The sequence below is a fragment of the Nitrosomonas oligotropha genome (genome assembly GCF_900106555.1).
Classification (GTDB): Bacteria; Pseudomonadota; Gammaproteobacteria; order Burkholderiales; family Nitrosomonadaceae; genus Nitrosomonas; species Nitrosomonas oligotropha_A.
In genome coordinates, this window is record NZ_FNOE01000006.1 from 113683 (window position 1) to 129500 (window position 15818).

Genomic DNA, 15818 nt, shown 5'->3' on the forward strand with positions numbered 1-15818 from the left:
TGACGGCGGTGTTACGTCAAAACCGCCGTCCGGGATGTGAAATTGGAATTATTCCAGTGCAGCGAGATGAATACTACGCATGATGTTCAAACGTGCAACCAGCGCATGGGTTTCCTTCTGGAAAGTATTCAAATCCCGTTTTGCAATTGGCGGGGCCGATGGCAGCACCACGTTGGTTGGATCGCGCTGCACACCGTCGATGCGCAATTCGTAGTGCAAGTGCGGGCCGGTCGCCATACCGGTCGAGCCGACATAACCGATCACGTCACCCTGGCTGATACGCTTACCTTTACTCATTCCACTCGCAAATCGCGACAAATGGCCATACGCGGTTTCGTATTTACCGTTATGTTTCAGCACAACCAAATTACCGTATCCTTTTTGTGAACCTGAAAACGCCACGATACCGCTGGCTGTCGCTTTAACCGGTGTGCCGGTCGGAGCCGCATAATCTATGCCTTTATGGGCGCGCCATTCTTTCAGAATGGGATGAAAACGCGCATTGGTAAAACCGGAACTGACGCGCGAAAAAGTAAGCGGCGAAAGCAGAAATGCTTTACGTAAACTTTCCCCTTTCGGGGTGTAATATCCGTCTGCACCGTTGGATGATTTAAAGTATATCGCTTGATGCGATTTGCCTTTATTGACAAATTCAGCCGCTAAAACACGGCCGGTTTTGGTGCGCTTGCCATTGTCATTGGCAAATGTTTCATAAACGACAGTAAAGCGGTCGCCTTGGCGTAAATCACGGTAAAAATCGATTTCCGATGCAAAAATTTCAGTCAATTGCATCGCGATATTATTGGGTATGCCTGCATTATCGGTTGCGGCAAACAGTGAGCTGTTAATTTCGCCGGACTTCATATGAACCCGCGTATCCAGCTCGACCGGCTGTTCGGTCATTTTGAATGCATCAGCTGTTTTTTCCATTAAAAACAGCTCTTCGTTACCGAAGAAATAGCGCAACGTTAACAGCTCGCCGTCCGCTGTCGTTTGCGCATAAACGGTTTGTCCCGGTTTCAATTGGCGCATTGCGCGGCTTCCACGCGCAGCCTGCAGAAAATCCGTTGAATCCTGATCACTCACGTCCAGACGGTTTAAGATCGCTGCAATCGTATCACCCCGGCGGATATTTTCCTGGCGCCAAAAGGTTTGATTCGCTTGAGTCTCAGCAATAGCCTCTGGAATAGATATATCCAGAACGACTTCTTCGACTTGGATTTCTTCAAATGAGGGGGAATTAGGTGCAATACCGAATGCAGTGACTATACCGAACAGTGGTATGCTGGATAAAGCTACCAGCCAGCGAATTGATTTTTTTGTTAGTTTTGATGATTTTTGAGCTAGAATCCCTTGTTTATTGCTAATAGGCGTATATAGCATCTATGAAGTACCTCCAGTCTTTGTATCATTTTTGCAAACAGGCGCGAGTCTAACACGAAAATAGTTAATTTGTACTAGGAAACAACTAATATTGTACTAATAAATTCTCTTTAATTACACAAATTTTAATAAAAATCATAAATTTAGCAATATCGTGAAAAAATCAATATTATCTGATCTTAAAATTATAAAACGCGGCAGTCACGAACTATTAGTGGAAACAGAGCTGGAAAGTAAGCTTATTTCTGGAAATCCGCTGCGGGTTAAAGCAGGATTCGACCCGACAGCCCCGGATTTGCACCTCGGACACACGGTTTTACTGAATAAATTGCGTCAGTTACAGGATATGGGACATCATATTCTGTTCCTGATCGGCGATTTCACCGGCATGATCGGCGACCCCAGCGGAAAGAACAGTACCCGCCCGCCCCTGACACAGGAACAAGTCGCGGAAAATGCCCAATCCTATACCACTCAGGTTTTCAAAATATTGAAACAGGAACAAACCGAGGTCGTTTTCAACTCCACCTGGATGGATAAGCTGAACGCCGCCGATCTGATCAAACTCGCCGCAACGCATACCGTCGCACGCATGCTGGAACGGGATGATTTCGATAAACGCTACCGCAACAACCAGCCCATCGCCATTCATGAATTTCTCTATCCTTTGATACAGGGATACGATTCCGTCGCACTGAAAGCGGATTTGGAGTTAGGCGGCACCGATCAAAAATTCAACCTGCTGATGGGGCGCGAGTTACAAAGGCACTTCGGCCAACCGCAGCAATGCATACTCATGATGCCACTGCTGGAAGGGCTCGATGGCGTCAATAAAATGTCCAAGTCGCTGAATAATTATGTCGGCATCACGGAGAGTCCGAAAGAAATCTTCGGCAAGCTGATGTCGGTATCGGATCAACTGATGTGGCGTTATCTCGAATTACTGTCTTTCGAATCGCTGCAAACCATCCGCACATGGCACGAAGAAGTCGAAAATGGCCGTAATCCGCGCGACATCAAGGTCAAGCTCGCACAGGAAATCGTCGCGCGCTTTCATAGCCAGCAAGCTGCCGAAGAAGCGCTGGCCGATTTTGAAGCACGCTTTCGACACGGCGCGCTGCCCGACGAAATACCGGAGAAAATCATCCCAACTACGGATGGAGAAATTCCGCTAGTGCAATTATTAAAACAAGCCGGATTGACTGCCAGCACCAGCGAAGCGCTCCGCATGATCGAACAAGGCGCAGTCAAATTGGATGGCGAAAAAGTGGAAGATAAATCCACCAAAATTAAACGGGGAGAATCCGTCGTTATTCAGGTCGGCAAACGAAAGTTCGCCAAAGCCATCATTCAGTAACTCACCGGTTGCGAATAATTTGCATGCTCGGGAAGAACCCGCTATACTGCGCGGCCTAAGTTGATCGTAATCTCTGATTCGGTCAACTTTCCTGGTCTCATCGTTCCTGGCCTCTCCTAAATTTTTCAAGTTTTTCCGGAAAATGTGCAACAACTTTGGTTAGCGGCGATGCTTTATTAATGCGCTTGCAAGGTTATGCACCATCACCATTTTGGCAATGTTTTCTTGCCCGCGCGTTCTATTTCACTTTTTTAGGAAATCAACGTGTCTTTTGAAGATTTAAATCTAAACTCTGCTATTATCAAAGCCATTAGCGAAGCGGGATATACCGCTCCGACCCCGATTCAAAAACAAGCGATTCCCGAATTAATCGCTGGTCACGATGTGATGGCCAGCGCACAAACCGGAACCGGTAAAACCGCCGCTTTCATGCTGCCGGCGTTACATCTGCTGGCAACACCATCGCAAGAGCGCAGCCGCGGACCGCGCATTTTGGTATTGACACCAACCCGCGAACTGGCATTGCAAGTTTCCGAAGCAGCCAAAAAATATGGCAAATATCTGCCGCGTATCAACGTGGTCAGCATCTTGGGTGGCATGCCGTATCCTTTGCAAAACAAACTGTTGTCACAACCAGTTGACATTCTGGTCGCCACTCCGGGCCGGTTGATCGATCACATCCAACGTGGCCGTATCGATTTCAAACGCTTGCAAATGCTCGTGCTCGACGAAGCCGACCGCATGCTGGACATGGGCTTCATCGACGATGTCGAAACCATTGCAGCCGCAACGCCGGACACACGCCAGACCTTACTGTTCTCCGCCACACTCGACAATGCCATCGACAAAGTTGCGACAAAACTATTGAAAACGCCAAAACGCATTCAAGTAGCCTCGCAGAAAGCCAAGCTCGATAACATCGAGCAACGCTTACATTATGCCGATGATATGTCGCATAAGAACCGCCTACTGGATCATGTGCTGCGCGACGAGAATGTGAAACAAGCGATTGTTTTCACAGCAACCAAACGCGATGCAGACACCCTAGCCGATAATTTATATGCGCAAGGCTTTTCAGCAGCAGCATTACACGGCGACATGAATCAACGTGAACGCACCCGCACATTGACCCGGTTGCGTAACGGCGGTTTGCAAGTGCTCGTGGCAACCGATGTCGCAGCCCGCGGTATCGACGTGGCTGACATCACACACGTGATCAATTTTGATTTACCCAAATTCGCCGAAGATTATGTGCACCGCATTGGCCGTACAGGTCGCGCAGGTGCAGCCGGTATTGCTGTTTCGTTTGCATCCAATAAGGATAGCGCGCACCTGTCGAAAATCGAACGTTACACCGGCCAGCGCATCGCGTCGCACATCATTCCCGGCTTGGAACCGCGCATCAAACCGCGTTTCCAAAGTAACGGACCGAAAAGCAGCGCGCCCAGCGTGACACAAAAACGCAAGCGCTCACCCTTCGCTGGCAACGACAATCGTCCCGGCTTCGGCGCGGCAGCCAACGAACCCGGCAGAGCCCGCAGCGGACAACGCGGCCGCTCGTTCGATCAGGAAAATCGCGGCAATTCTTTCCGCAGTAATAGCGGCAACAAAGCCGGTTTTCAGTTTGCACGCACGAAGTAACCGCATTTAAAATCCTTTGCTCCGCGATAGCGGGGCAAAGCGATTCATCACATCCCATTTTCTCAACATCAGCACGCGCTTATTAACATCGCTTCACCGCCTCTCTTTTCCGCAATATCTGTACAATCCCATAAGCCGCATACGCTGCAATCAGATGCTTGAGCGTGTGACCGCTGATCCAGCCGTTTGTCCAAGCAAAAATTTGCGCGTTCAGCATTTCAAATACTTTTGCGACCGCGTATAGCGCAATGATCTGGTAGATACCGTTGCCATGCGTGTAACGCGATGGAAAGCGTAGACTGATCCATACAATCAGCAGGATCGAATAAAACTGCATCACGATATAAAAGTTCAGGCTACCTGCACCTTGCTGTTCAGTCCAATACCAATACAGCACGCTCAGCACAGCCAGCACAACGAGCAGCGGTAAAGCCCAAAGCCCTGCGGTTCGGCTTAGGCGCTCAACCACAGCGTGGCCGATAACAGCGCGGCGATGGCGATGACAATGGGTAACCGGTCCCACAATAAATGATCGATATCCGGTGTCCAGTGATAGTGAATTGAACCGAAGGCGACGGAGGTAATGCTCAGAAACAGCACCCAGTAAGGCCAGCTTTCCTTGCGATCTTGGAACGCGGTTTGCGTGGGATTGCCATGAATCCGCCACAAAAACACCAAACCGGCGCCGCCGCTGAGCAGAAAAGCCAGGTTGGAAATGACATCATTGAAGTTGGGAATACCGAAGAAACTGCGCTGATCGGCGAAACGATGGTATTCTGCGAGTTGCGCAGTTGGTGGCAGAATCATCGCGGCGATAATCACCAGAACCGATATTCCTGCGAGTAACCAAAGATGGACATCCATTTATACCGAGGTTTCCGGTTCTATCAATGCATTTGCGCCACCGCATCCCGGATCCTGGCCACCGGAATGATGTTCATGCCGGCGATTGCTTGCTTGGGTTTGTTGGCCGCCGGGATGATGGCTTGTTTGAAGCCCAGTTTCGCCGCTTCCTTGAGCCGTTCCTGTCCGCGTTGCACCGGACGGATTTCACCGGCCAGGCCGACTTCGCCGATGACGATCATTTTTTCCGCCAGCGGTTTATTTTTCAACGACGACACCACTGCCAGCAAAACCGCCAAGTCGGCGCCGGGTTCGGTGATTTTGACACCACCCACGGCGTTGACGAACACATCCTGGTCGTAGCACGGAATACCGGCATGACGATGCAACACCGCCAGCAGCATGGCCAAGCGGTTTTGCTCCAGCCCGACGCACAAGCGGCGCGGACTGGGCGAGCGCGCTTCGTCGACCAGCGCTTGAATTTCCACCAGCAGCGGGCGCGTGCCTTCTTGCGTCACCATGATGCACGAGCCGGGCACTTGCGTGTCGTGATGCGAAAGGAATAACGCGGAAGGATTCTTCACTTCGCGCAAGCCTTTCTCGCTCATCGAAAACACACCCAATTCATTGACCGCGCCGAAACGATTCTTAAATGCCCGGACCATGCGGAAGCTCGAGTGCATATCGCCTTCGAAATACAGCACGGTATCGACCATATGTTCCAGTACGCGCGGACCGGCCAGCGCTCCTTCCTTGGTAACATGGCCGACCAGAATGATGCAGGTGCCGCTCGATTTCGCCAGACGGGTCAGTTGCGCGGCGCATTCGCGCACCTGCGCGACAGAACCCGGCGCGGATTGCAGCGCTTCCGAATAAACCGTTTGGATTGAGTCGATTACCGCCACAGACGGTTTACGCTCAGCGAGTACCGCTTGGATTTTTTCCAGCTGAATTTCGGCGTACAGATCGACCGACTGCACATCAAGCGCCAGGCGTTTGGCGCGCAACGCCACTTGCTGTGCCGATTCCTCGCCGCTGACATACAACACGGAATGCTGCGCCGACATGAAAGACAGCGCTTGCAATAGCAACGTCGATTTACCGATGCCCGGATCACCGCCCAGCAGCACCACACCGCCCTGCACCATGCCGCCGCCGAGCACCCGGTCCAATTCCTCGATACCGGTGGGATAACGTGGTTCTTCGCGCGCTTCGATGGTACTTAAATTTTGTACTTGACCGGTTTCGGACACCGGGCTGAAGCGCGACACGGATTTTTCCGCGATGGTTTCGACCAGCGTATTCCACGCCTGGCAATGCGGGCACTGGCCTTGCCACTTCAGAGTTTGGCCGCCGCATTCAGTACAGGAATACACCGTTTTTTGTTTGGCCATTTAAAAGTCTGCTAGTCGTAGACTTCAGCGGCAGTAAACTGCATGCCGCGCGCGTCTTTTTCGGATAGAACCGGTTCTCCGGTAATTGGCCAGGCGATGCCGAGCGTAGGATCATTCCACACAATGCAACGCTCAAATTCAGGCGCCCAGTAATCGGTGGTGTTATACAAAAACTCAGCGGAATCGGATAACACCACGAAGCCGTGCGCGAGACCGGCGGGAATCCACAGTTGCTTTTTGTTTTCCGCGCTCAGGATCTCTCCCACCCATTGCCCGAAAGTTGGCGAAGATCGGCGGAGATCGACCGCAACGTCGTACACCTCCCCTGCCACGACGCGCACCAATTTCCCCTGTGCGTGCTGGATCTGATAGTGCAAGCCGCGCAACACGTTATGCGCGGAACGCGAATGATTGCTTTGCACAAAACAGACGGACTTGCCAATGGCGGATTCGAATGCACGCTGATTAAAGCTTTCATAGAAGAAGCCGCGATCGTCGCCGAAAACGCGCGGTTCCAGCAGAAAAACATCGGGGATGCGCAAAGGTGTCGCCTTCATCAAAACTCCCGTTTCAGAACTTGCTGCAGGTATTGCCCGTAACCGTTTTTGGCCAGCGGCAGCGCCAGCGCTTCGAGTTGCGCGGCATCGATCCAACCTTGCCGGAAAGCAATTTCTTCCGGGCAGGCGATTTTCAGGCCTTGGCGGTGCTCGATGGTAGCAACGAACTGGCTCGCATCGAGCAACGATTCATGCGTGCCGGTATCCAGCCAGGCGTAGCCGCGCCCCATGATTTCGACGCTGAGCGCGTCATGTTCCAAATAAATGCGATTCAGGTCGGTGATTTCCAATTCGTTACGCGCTGATGGTTTGAGAGTCTTGGCGTAATCCACCACATGGGCATCGTAAAAATACAAACCGGTCACGGCATAATGCGATTTCGGCTGCTCGGGTTTTTCTTCCAGGTTCACGACCTTGCCACCGGCATCGAATTCAACCACACCGTAGCGTTCCGGATCGTGCACGTGATACGCGAAAACGCTCGCGCCTTGCACGCGCTGCATCGCATTCGTCAGCAAATGATGGAAATCGTGTCCGTAAAAAATATTGTCGCCCAAAACCAGTGCCGAGTTATCGTTACCGATAAACGATTCGCCGATCAGAAAAGCTTGCGCCAAGCCATCCGGAGACGGCTGCTCGGCGTATGAAATATTCAAGCTCCACTGGCTTCCGTCACGCAATAACTCCTGAAAATTACCCACGTCGCGCGGGGTTGAAATCACCAGAATATCCTGGATCCCGGCCAGCATCAGCGTGCTGAGCGGATAATAAATCATCGGTTTATCGAATACTGGCAGCAACTGTTTTGATACCGTTTGCGTCACCGGATAAAGCCGCGTTCCGGAACCGCCGGCCAGCACAATGCCTTTTCTCCGTGCAAGCGTGGATAGAGTTTTGGAAGTATTGAATATTGGCATAAATAAAAACCCGGATTCTCAAAACGCATCAATGCATCGTTTTCATCCGGACCCATTCATTAAAAGAATGGCGATTGTACTATATCCGCTTCCCGCTCCGGATAATTGCACGATGCCGGGAACATTGCCGCGGCGAATCTCCATTGTCCGCATCACGCAACCAGCGATTCCGCAGCCGGTTCATGTAAAATGATGCATTATGATCGACTTGCAACATCACCATCGTTTAGTCAGAAAACTGGCGCCTTACTGGAAGTTACTCTTGCTGGCATTTTCCGCCATGCTGATGGTAGCGGCATTGCTGGCGTTTCTGCCCCTGCTCGTTAAGCACATGCTGGCAGGTGCATTTATCCTGCAAGACCCATCACTGATACAAACCACATCGCTGACGATGGTTGCAGTATTTGCCGCGCGCGCATTGGCAGGTTATATCAGCCTGTACGCCACTGGCAAAGCCGGTGGCAAGTTAGGCGCCGATTTGCGCATGGAATTCTTTAACAAGCTGCTGACACTGCCCATCCGTTGCTACGCGCATTTCAATTCTCATCAAACCAGCGCGCTGATAGCGCATATCAACACGGTTGCGCAAACCACAACCGGGCACATCGCGCGGTTAACGCAAGATTGTCTGACGATCATCGCATTAATGATTTGCACGCTGCGCCTCAATCAAGAATTTGCCATCCTGCTTCTGCTAGCGATACCGCTCATTCTGCTGATCCATCAAATGACGCAAAGCCGTTTCAATAAACCCGAGTATCAACACTCATCAGCAGCTGGCGATCTGATTGAACACTTAGCGCAATCCGTCGCACACTACAGAAAAATCAGGCTGGACGGCGGACAACATCATGAAAGCCAACGTCTCGGCAAAATTTCCGCAGCGATTTATCAAGCCGACATGCAACAAGCGTGGATCAGGGCCATGGTGATTCCTTCAGGTCAGTTCATCATGATGTTGATTATGCTCGCCGTGGCCTACATTATTGCGCTGCAAGCGATTAATGGCGCGCTTAGTCTGCCCGAAACCGCCGCGCTGATCACCATCGTATTGCTGTTCATCCTGCCGGTACAACGCATCGCCAATCTACCCAAGCAACTGGAGCATGATCAAACGACTCTGGAAGCCATTTTTGCATTCCTCGATCAGGAATCCGAACAGGATAGCGGCACTCTCGGCACTCCGCAGGGTTGCGCCAAGCTGGTATTTGACCAGGTGCGTTGCGAAGTCGATGCAAGCGCCAAACCGATTCTCAATCACATGCATTTCACTTTACGGCCGGGTGAGGTCGTTGTGTTTACCGGCTATACCCAGGAAGAAAAAAATACATTGATCGATCTAATACTGCGTTTGCGGCAACCAGCCAACGGAAAAATCTTACTGAATGACCAGCCACTGCCGGATATCCAATTAAACCGCTTGCACGCAAACATCGCTTTGGTTTCCCCGGATACCTTTCTGCTCGACGACAAAATTGCCGGTAACATTGCCTATGGTGCGATGCGTTGCAGCAACGAAGCAAAAATCACCGCAGCAGTGCAGGCATCACACGCCATAGAGTTTGTCCGGCACATGCCCGAAGGCTTGCAGACAGATATCAGTGCAAAAGGCACCGCAATCACCCGGCACCAACTGTTGCAGCTCGCTATTGCGCGCGCATTCGTGAAAGACCCTCGCATCCTGATCCTGGATGAATTATTCACACTCCAGGAACCGGATCCGATAAATTTGCTGCCTGTCTTGGAAAAGTTGATGCAAAACCGTACCACGCTGATTTTCAATCCATCGATCCCGCAACTGCAAACGATCGATCGAATCTTTGTGATGGAAAATGGTTGTATTGCCGAAAGTTTGAGAACACCGGGCAGTTTTCAGCACACTTAACCCAATTCAAATGCACCCCGCTGCCGTTTCTTCTAGCGATCAAAGGACGCAACTCTGGCATTCAGGTGTGTACTACTTACCGTTCCATTCCTTACTGTCATATTCCGGCACCCAGTTCACCAATTGGTCCCGGACTTCTCGATCGCTCAATACCGAAATCTTACTCAGCCACGCCGTCATATCGGACAGCCATTGCTCATCCACTTGACGTGCTTGTGCGATACGCAATTTTTGATGCGGTGTCGGCAATGTGTTTTCGCTAGCGGACAGCAACTCTTCATGCAATTTTTCTCCCGGTCGCAATCCGCTGAAAACGATACGGATGTCGTCTTCTCCCAATCCGGATAAATGGATCAAGTCATTGGCCAGATCGACAATTTTGACCGGATCGCCCATATCCAGCACGAAAATTTCCCCGCCGCCATTGGTACCGCCCATCAGCCCAGCTTGCAGTACCAGCTGAGCCGCCTCGGGGATGGACATAAAATAGCGCGTCATTTCCGGGTGGGTGATGGTAATCGGGCCGCCTTTGGCAATTTGCTCGCGAAATTTCGGAATAACGCTGCCGGTGCTGCCCAGCACATTGCCGAAACGCACCATCACAAAACAAGTCGGGCGCGATTGGTTATTCCAGCCCGGCTGGTTATTCTTAGCCGCAATGGATTGCTGCAAGGCTTGGCATACCATTTCCGCCAGGCGTTTGCTGGCGCCCATGACGCTGACCGGATTGACCGCTTTGTCGGTCGAGATCAGAACAAATTTTTCCACCGCGAAACTGATCGCGACCTGCGCCAGCACATACGTGCCCAGCACATTATTCAACAGCGCTTGATAAGCATTCTCCTCCTCCATCAGCGGAACGTGCTTGTAAGCGGCGGCATGAAAAACCACGGCGGGATGGAATTGCGAAAACAATTGCGTCATGCGTGCGCGATCCTTGACATCGCCGATCACAAACGACATTTTCATCGCGGGGAAGCGCGGCAAAAATTCTTCCTGAATGCTGTAGAGCGCAAATTCGTTCAATTCCAGAAATACGATACGCTCCGGCTCAAACGCGGCTAGCTGGCGGCACAGTTCGGAACCGATCGAACCGCCCGCCCCCGTTACCAGAATCACTTTGCCCGTCAACAAGCCGTGCAGCCCGTCATCGTCCAGAACCACCGGCGCTCTACCGAGCAAGTCGTCCAGCTGGATTTCGCGGATATTCGTCACCATTGACTTACCGCTGATCAAATCCGCGTACGACGGCACCGTCATGGCTTTCACGTCGATTTCCGAGCACATTTCCAAAGCCTTGCGGTGAATCTGACGGGATACTGACGGTGTGGCGATAATGACATGCTCGACATTCAGGGTGTGCACCCAGTGCGGCAACTCGTCGATCCTGCCCAGCACGCGGATTCCTTGCAAGCGTGTGCCCAATTTGCGTGGATCATCGTCCAGCATACCGACCACATGCCATTCCCGACTTCCCGTCAAAGCCTTGACCAGATTCACCGCGGTACTACCCGCGCCAATGATCAAAACCAGTTTGGCTTCATTACTTTCCAAGCCGTACAACCGGCGCTCTTTCCAGGCACGATAGATCAAACGGCTGCCACCCATGATCAGCATCAACAGCAATGGCACCAGCACGGCCACCGCCCCTGGAATCTTAGCCAGCAGACCAAACAACCACAGCAGCAGCAGCTCGGTTAACGAGCCGGACATCACTGCCACAAAAATCCGCTTTAAATCGGGTAGACTGGCATACCGCCATAGCCCTCGATACAGTCCAAGCCACAAAAAGAAACCACCTTGCACCAGCACCATCCAAGGCAGCATTTCCAGCAACAACTGAACCGAATCAGCCGGAATCTCAAAATTGAAACGGAATAAATAAGCCAGCCACCACGCCACCCCGATCGCAATGAAATCATGGGTGAAAGCAATGAGTGTGCGAATTCCGTATTTTTTGAGAAGCATGCTATCCCCGGTTGGAATAATATTTCCGGTGGCAATCAGAAAGAAACATGAGCAGCAAATAAATGCTTCCCCAAGCCATGGCGACCTGGCTTTGCACCGTCAGATCCTTCCCACCCGCCCAGACTGCGCAGCCACCGGCAGCCAACATCAGCCCATAGCTTAATAACGCGGTATCGCGATGCCCTAGGCCGCTTTGCACCATACGCTGATAATAGTGTTCACGATGCGCCTGCCATATTTTCTCGCCGCGCATCAGGCGCTTGGTTATCGTTACCGTCGCATCCGCGATGAAGGGTGAAAATATCAGCACTGGCACCCATAACGACCAAAGTTGATCGAGCCAACCCAGTAACCCCAGCGCCGCCGCCAGGAAACCAAGCGGAACTGCGCCCGCGTCGCCCATGAAAATACGCGCGGGATGAAAGTTGTACCACAAAAAAGCCAGGGCCGCCGCCGCTATCGAAAAATTGATCACGGCAAAATCGTTATTCCCGGCCAAGTACGCAAACAAACCATAGTATCCAAACCCAATTACCGTCATTCCGCCGGCCAACCCATCCGAACCATCCATGAAATTATATAGATTGGACATCCAGATCACTGCGGCCGTAACGCATAGCACAGTCAACCCGCTCGTGACATCCAGTAAAAAAACCGCAGCAAACACGGCAGCAACGATACTGTGAACCAGTAACCGGCACCACACCGGCACATGCCGGATATCGTCAAGCAATGATATTACCATCAGTAAGCCGACACCAGCCCAAACGGCTAGCGGAATAGCTACAGAAAAACACAACCATGTGATGAGTACACCCGATAACAAACCCAATCCGCCGAGACGCGGTACGGGCACAGTATGAAGCGAACGCGCATTGGGATGATCCAGCCCCCAGCGCGCTTTTCTTTTAATCAACCATAAAATGGAGAGGAATGATAAAACAAACGATAACAGCGGCGCTGTGATAATTGTCACGGGAAAATCCAACACCTACCTTAATGACCGGATTATCCGGGGTGAATCAATAAAAAAATAATCCACTTTCTCATCGTGTATGACAAGAAAGTGGCATCAGAAAAACAAACTCAACTAGCCTAGAACAACCTTAGAACATAGGCTTAGCCGCATAACTCTTGTGTGCAGCGGCAGCGGCGGTACCACGTTCCACTTTTGCGCCCATATCGGACAAAATGGTTTCCAGCGCATTCAAGCAGAAAATCACATTTTCTACGCGGCAGGATGTGCCCATTAAGCCAAAGCGCCATACTTTTCCGGCGAAATCGCCAAGCCCTGCGCCAATTTCAAGATTATACTCATCCAACAGGCGGCGGCGCACTTCTTTCTCATCAACACCGGCAGGAACAAATACGGAATTCAGTTGCGGCAAACGATGTTCCTCTTTCACCACATAATTCATGCCCAAGGTCGCGAAACCGGCTTTCAGCGCTTCGTAATTATAGCGGTGACGCGCCCAGGAATGCTCCAGCCCTTCTTCGTATATCATCAACAGTGACTCATGTAAGCCATACAATGCGTTGGTCGGTGCGGTATGGTGATAAGTCCGGGCGGACGATCCCCAGTAATTCAACAGCAGGCTGATATCCATAAACCAGCTGTGCACCTTGGTTTTACGATTTTTAACCAGCTCGGTCACGCGATCGGAGAAACTCACGGGCGATAAGCCTGGCGGACAAGACAAGCATTTTTGGCTGCCGGAATAGATCGCATCGATTCCCCATTCATCCACTAGAATTGGCGTTCCACCCAGTGAAGTCACTGTATCGACAATCGTCAGGCAGTTGTATTTACGTGCGATCTCGCACAGTGTCTTAGCATCGGACTGCGCGCCGGTAGAAGTTTCGGCATGAACAAACGCAACGATCTTGGCATCCGGATTCTTTTTCAGCGCATCTTCCACTTTCTGCGGATCGACCGGTTCACCCCATTTATCGTCGACCACCACCGCCACACCGCCATGACGCTCCACATTTTCGATCATACGGCCGCCAAACACGCCATTGCGGCACACAATCACTTTATCGCCAGGTTCGATCATATTGACGAAACACATTTCCATACCCACCGATCCAGGCCCGGAAACCGGGAAGGTCATGCGGTTTTTGGTTTGGAATGCATAACGCATCAAACCTTTGATTTCTTCCATCATCTCAGTGAACACAGGATCCAAGTGACCCAAGGTCGGACGCGCCATGGCGTTCAACACGCGCGCATGCGTATCTGATGGACCAGGTCCCATCAAAACACGTTGCGGTGGATAAAAAACGGTAGCTTTCTTTTCGGGGCGAAAATCTTCGGTATTCATGAACAATCCTAAATTAATAATAGAGTCTGATTTATTTTTGAAAAAGGGTGATTCTAACAAGTGAACGCAGAGTTTACTATAAACAACGATGTGCTCAATAAATTATCCTTATGGATAGGCTAAGAGATTTTCATATCATTCTAAGAGAAATGAAATAATACGAATTAATTGCAAGAAGTAGATCTAGGCTAAGCAAGCAACGAAGACCAATTAGCCGGACCAAAGAATCTGCACGTTGTATTGAATCACAATTAAGGGGTACCTCCTCGCTAAGCACCTCATTGCCGCATAGAAGTGATATGATGAAAAGCTATTTTTTTAGCTTGATCAGATGATTTATTCTGGTAATTCTATAGGTAAATGAATGGGTCAGGAAGATATGACAAGACTTAACAATAATGAGTTTGTTTAAACCACTAATATCCATTAATAAAAAAACAAAAGGAGTATTCTTATGAAACGAACTATTAAACATTGGCTTGCGGTTTCCGCGGTAGCATCAATTGGATTCTGTGCATCGAGTGCATCCTTGGCCGCGGTGGCGGTATCGTGGACCGGACCTTCTCCTCTGGCGACCTATTCTGTAGGCGAAATAGTCAATCCTTTTGGCAATGCCAATGCCAGCGGCATCATCGGTGGCACCGGCCTCGACTTGGCCTTGGTGCTCGATTCTTCGGGCAGCATGGGGACTATAAGCAGCGGAAAATCCCGTAATGCTTGGTTGGAAGAAGCTTCGGCAGCACTGGTAAACGCTCTACCAGTGGATAGCACTTCGGTAAGTGTTATCGATTTCGACAGTGATGCCCTGCTATTGCAAGGACTCACACCGCTATCCAGCGGTTCAGCTGCGGTACTCTCGGCAATCACAGCAATTGATGCTTCGGGTGGAACTAACATCGGTGCTGGTATTGATCGCGCGAGCACCGAACTTACTGGTCCCAACCACACTGACGGCCGCACCCAAATGATGGTGGTGGTATCCGACGGTGTAAGCAGCGGTAACCCGGTCGCCAGCGCAACCGCCGCGCTGGGCTTGGGTATCGATGCTATCCATACTGTTGGTATCCCTGGCCATGACGCAGTGACTATGCAAAACATCGCTACGGCGGGCAACGGAATCTATACTAATGCCAGTGACCTGACGGACCTGATTAACCTGTTCAATGGCACAGCCGGCAACCTAGTGGGTATCGATTACGTGGACGTGACGATGAATGACGGCTCGTTCATCAGTCACATCGCTATCGACGGCTTAGGTAACTTCGTATTACCCGATGCTACATTATTCTTCGGTGCTAATGTGTTTACTGCCGTTGCATACGATACACTGGGCAATAGTGCTACTGCAGAACTGATTCTCACTGCAGTGCCTGAACCCAGCACCTACGCAATGCTCGGATTGGGTCTGGTGTTAATAGGCTGGGCAAACCGCCGCCGTATCGTTTGATTATGCTCGCAACATAAACAGAAGCCGCACTTTTTAGAAGTGCGGCTTCTTTATTTCCTCAGCTGCTAATACTACTTACGCATAACAACTTGACAGCTTTCC

13 protein-coding genes are annotated in these 15818 nt (G+C 51.0%); 4 read left to right on the forward strand and 9 right to left on the reverse strand.

Annotated features, from left to right (window positions below; translation table 11 throughout):
- Positions 1 to 48: 48 nt before the first annotated feature.
- On the reverse strand, positions 49 to 1383 hold the full coding sequence (locus tag BLU57_RS05335) for a peptidoglycan DD-metalloendopeptidase family protein (protein WP_090317416.1): 1335 nt from the start codon (positions 1381 to 1383) through the stop codon (positions 49 to 51).
- A gap of 154 nt (positions 1384 to 1537) precedes the next feature.
- Between BLU57_RS05335 and tyrS the strand changes: the two genes are divergently transcribed.
- Positions 1538 to 2740: a tyrosine--tRNA ligase gene (gene tyrS / locus BLU57_RS05340; protein WP_090317420.1), complete on the forward strand. Its 1203-nt coding sequence runs from the start codon at positions 1538 to 1540 to the stop codon at positions 2738 to 2740.
- A 264-nt stretch (positions 2741 to 3004) separates the two neighbouring features.
- Entirely contained in the window at positions 3005 to 4381 is a 1377-nt protein-coding gene (locus tag BLU57_RS05345) for a DEAD/DEAH box helicase (protein ID WP_090317422.1), read from the forward strand.
- 82 nt (positions 4382 to 4463) lie between these two features.
- Here the strand turns inward: BLU57_RS05345 and BLU57_RS16460 are convergent, their stop codons facing one another.
- From BLU57_RS16460 to rfbA, 5 genes are read right to left on the reverse strand one after another with little or no spacing between them, the layout of a single operon-like run.
- On the reverse strand, positions 4464 to 4904 hold the full coding sequence (locus BLU57_RS16460; protein WP_256206139.1) for a hypothetical protein: 441 nt from the start codon (positions 4902 to 4904) through the stop codon (positions 4464 to 4466).
- A complete protein-coding gene (locus BLU57_RS16465; RefSeq protein WP_256206140.1) occupies positions 4835 to 5245 on the reverse strand; it encodes a hypothetical protein in 411 nt (136 codons plus the stop codon). Before BLU57_RS16465 ends, BLU57_RS16460 begins: the two co-directional genes overlap by 70 nt.
- Positions 5246 to 5268: 23 nt before the next feature.
- Positions 5269 to 6618 carry a DNA repair protein RadA gene (radA, locus tag BLU57_RS05355; RefSeq protein ID WP_090317425.1) on the reverse strand — a complete coding sequence of 450 codons (1350 nt, stop codon included), beginning with the start codon at positions 6616 to 6618 and terminating at the stop codon, positions 5269 to 5271.
- An 11-nt stretch (positions 6619 to 6629) separates the two neighbouring features.
- A complete protein-coding gene (gene rfbC / locus BLU57_RS05360; RefSeq protein ID WP_090317427.1) occupies positions 6630 to 7175 on the reverse strand; it encodes a dTDP-4-dehydrorhamnose 3,5-epimerase in 546 nt (181 codons plus the stop codon).
- Entirely contained in the window at positions 7175 to 8092 is a 918-nt protein-coding gene (rfbA, locus tag BLU57_RS05365) for a glucose-1-phosphate thymidylyltransferase RfbA (protein ID WP_090317430.1), read from the reverse strand. Before rfbA ends, rfbC begins: the two co-directional genes overlap by 1 nt.
- Positions 8093 to 8291: 199 nt before the next feature.
- On the opposite strand from rfbA, the gene BLU57_RS05375 reads away from it, so the two are divergent.
- Positions 8292 to 9977, forward strand: a complete 1686-nt coding sequence (locus BLU57_RS05375; RefSeq protein WP_090317435.1) for an ABC transporter transmembrane domain-containing protein — start codon at positions 8292 to 8294, stop codon at positions 9975 to 9977.
- Between the two features lie 72 nt (positions 9978 to 10049).
- Here the strand turns inward: BLU57_RS05375 and BLU57_RS05380 are convergent, their stop codons facing one another.
- From BLU57_RS05380 to BLU57_RS05390, 3 genes are all read right to left on the reverse strand, one after another.
- Entirely contained in the window at positions 10050 to 11945 is a 1896-nt protein-coding gene (locus BLU57_RS05380) for a polysaccharide biosynthesis protein (RefSeq protein WP_090317438.1), read from the reverse strand.
- A gap of 1 nt (position 11946) precedes the next feature.
- Positions 11947 to 12921 (reverse strand): MraY family glycosyltransferase, encoded by a 975-nt coding sequence (locus tag BLU57_RS05385; RefSeq protein WP_256206141.1) that lies wholly within the window; start codon positions 12919 to 12921, stop codon positions 11947 to 11949.
- A gap of 130 nt (positions 12922 to 13051) precedes the next feature.
- The gene (locus tag BLU57_RS05390; RefSeq protein WP_090317444.1) at positions 13052 to 14269 is read right to left on the reverse strand and encodes a pyridoxal-phosphate-dependent aminotransferase family protein; all 1218 of its coding nucleotides are present in this window, start codon (positions 14267 to 14269) and stop codon (positions 13052 to 13054) included.
- Positions 14270 to 14723: 454 nt separating this feature from the next.
- On the opposite strand from BLU57_RS05390, the gene BLU57_RS16470 reads away from it, so the two are divergent.
- Positions 14724 to 15716: a VWA domain-containing protein gene (locus BLU57_RS16470; protein WP_090317447.1), complete on the forward strand. Its 993-nt coding sequence runs from the start codon at positions 14724 to 14726 to the stop codon at positions 15714 to 15716.
- Positions 15717 to 15818 lie beyond the last annotated feature (102 nt).

What these genes read in the sequence shown, in the direction of transcription:
- rfbC (WP_090317427.1), bottom strand. Translation starts at nt 7,175, where the DNA reads ATGAAGGCGACACCTTTGCGCATCCCCGATGTTTTTCTGCTGGAACCG.
- BLU57_RS16470 (WP_090317447.1), top strand. Translation starts at nt 14,724, where the DNA reads ATGAAACGAACTATTAAACATTGGCTTGCGGTTTCCGCGGTAGCATCA.
- BLU57_RS05335 (WP_090317416.1), bottom strand. Translation starts at nt 1,383, where the DNA reads ATGCTATATACGCCTATTAGCAATAAACAAGGGATTCTAGCTCAAAAA.
- rfbA (WP_090317430.1), bottom strand. Translation starts at nt 8,092, where the DNA reads ATGCCAATATTCAATACTTCCAAAACTCTATCCACGCTTGCACGGAGA.
- BLU57_RS05390 (WP_090317444.1), bottom strand. Translation starts at nt 14,269, where the DNA reads ATGAATACCGAAGATTTTCGCCCCGAAAAGAAAGCTACCGTTTTTTAT.
- BLU57_RS16465 (WP_256206140.1), bottom strand. Translation starts at nt 5,245, where the DNA reads ATGGATGTCCATCTTTGGTTACTCGCAGGAATATCGGTTCTGGTGATT.
- radA (WP_090317425.1), bottom strand. Translation starts at nt 6,618, where the DNA reads ATGGCCAAACAAAAAACGGTGTATTCCTGTACTGAATGCGGCGGCCAA.
- BLU57_RS05375 (WP_090317435.1), top strand. Translation starts at nt 8,292, where the DNA reads ATGATCGACTTGCAACATCACCATCGTTTAGTCAGAAAACTGGCGCCT.
- BLU57_RS05380 (WP_090317438.1), bottom strand. Translation starts at nt 11,945, where the DNA reads ATGCTTCTCAAAAAATACGGAATTCGCACACTCATTGCTTTCACCCAT.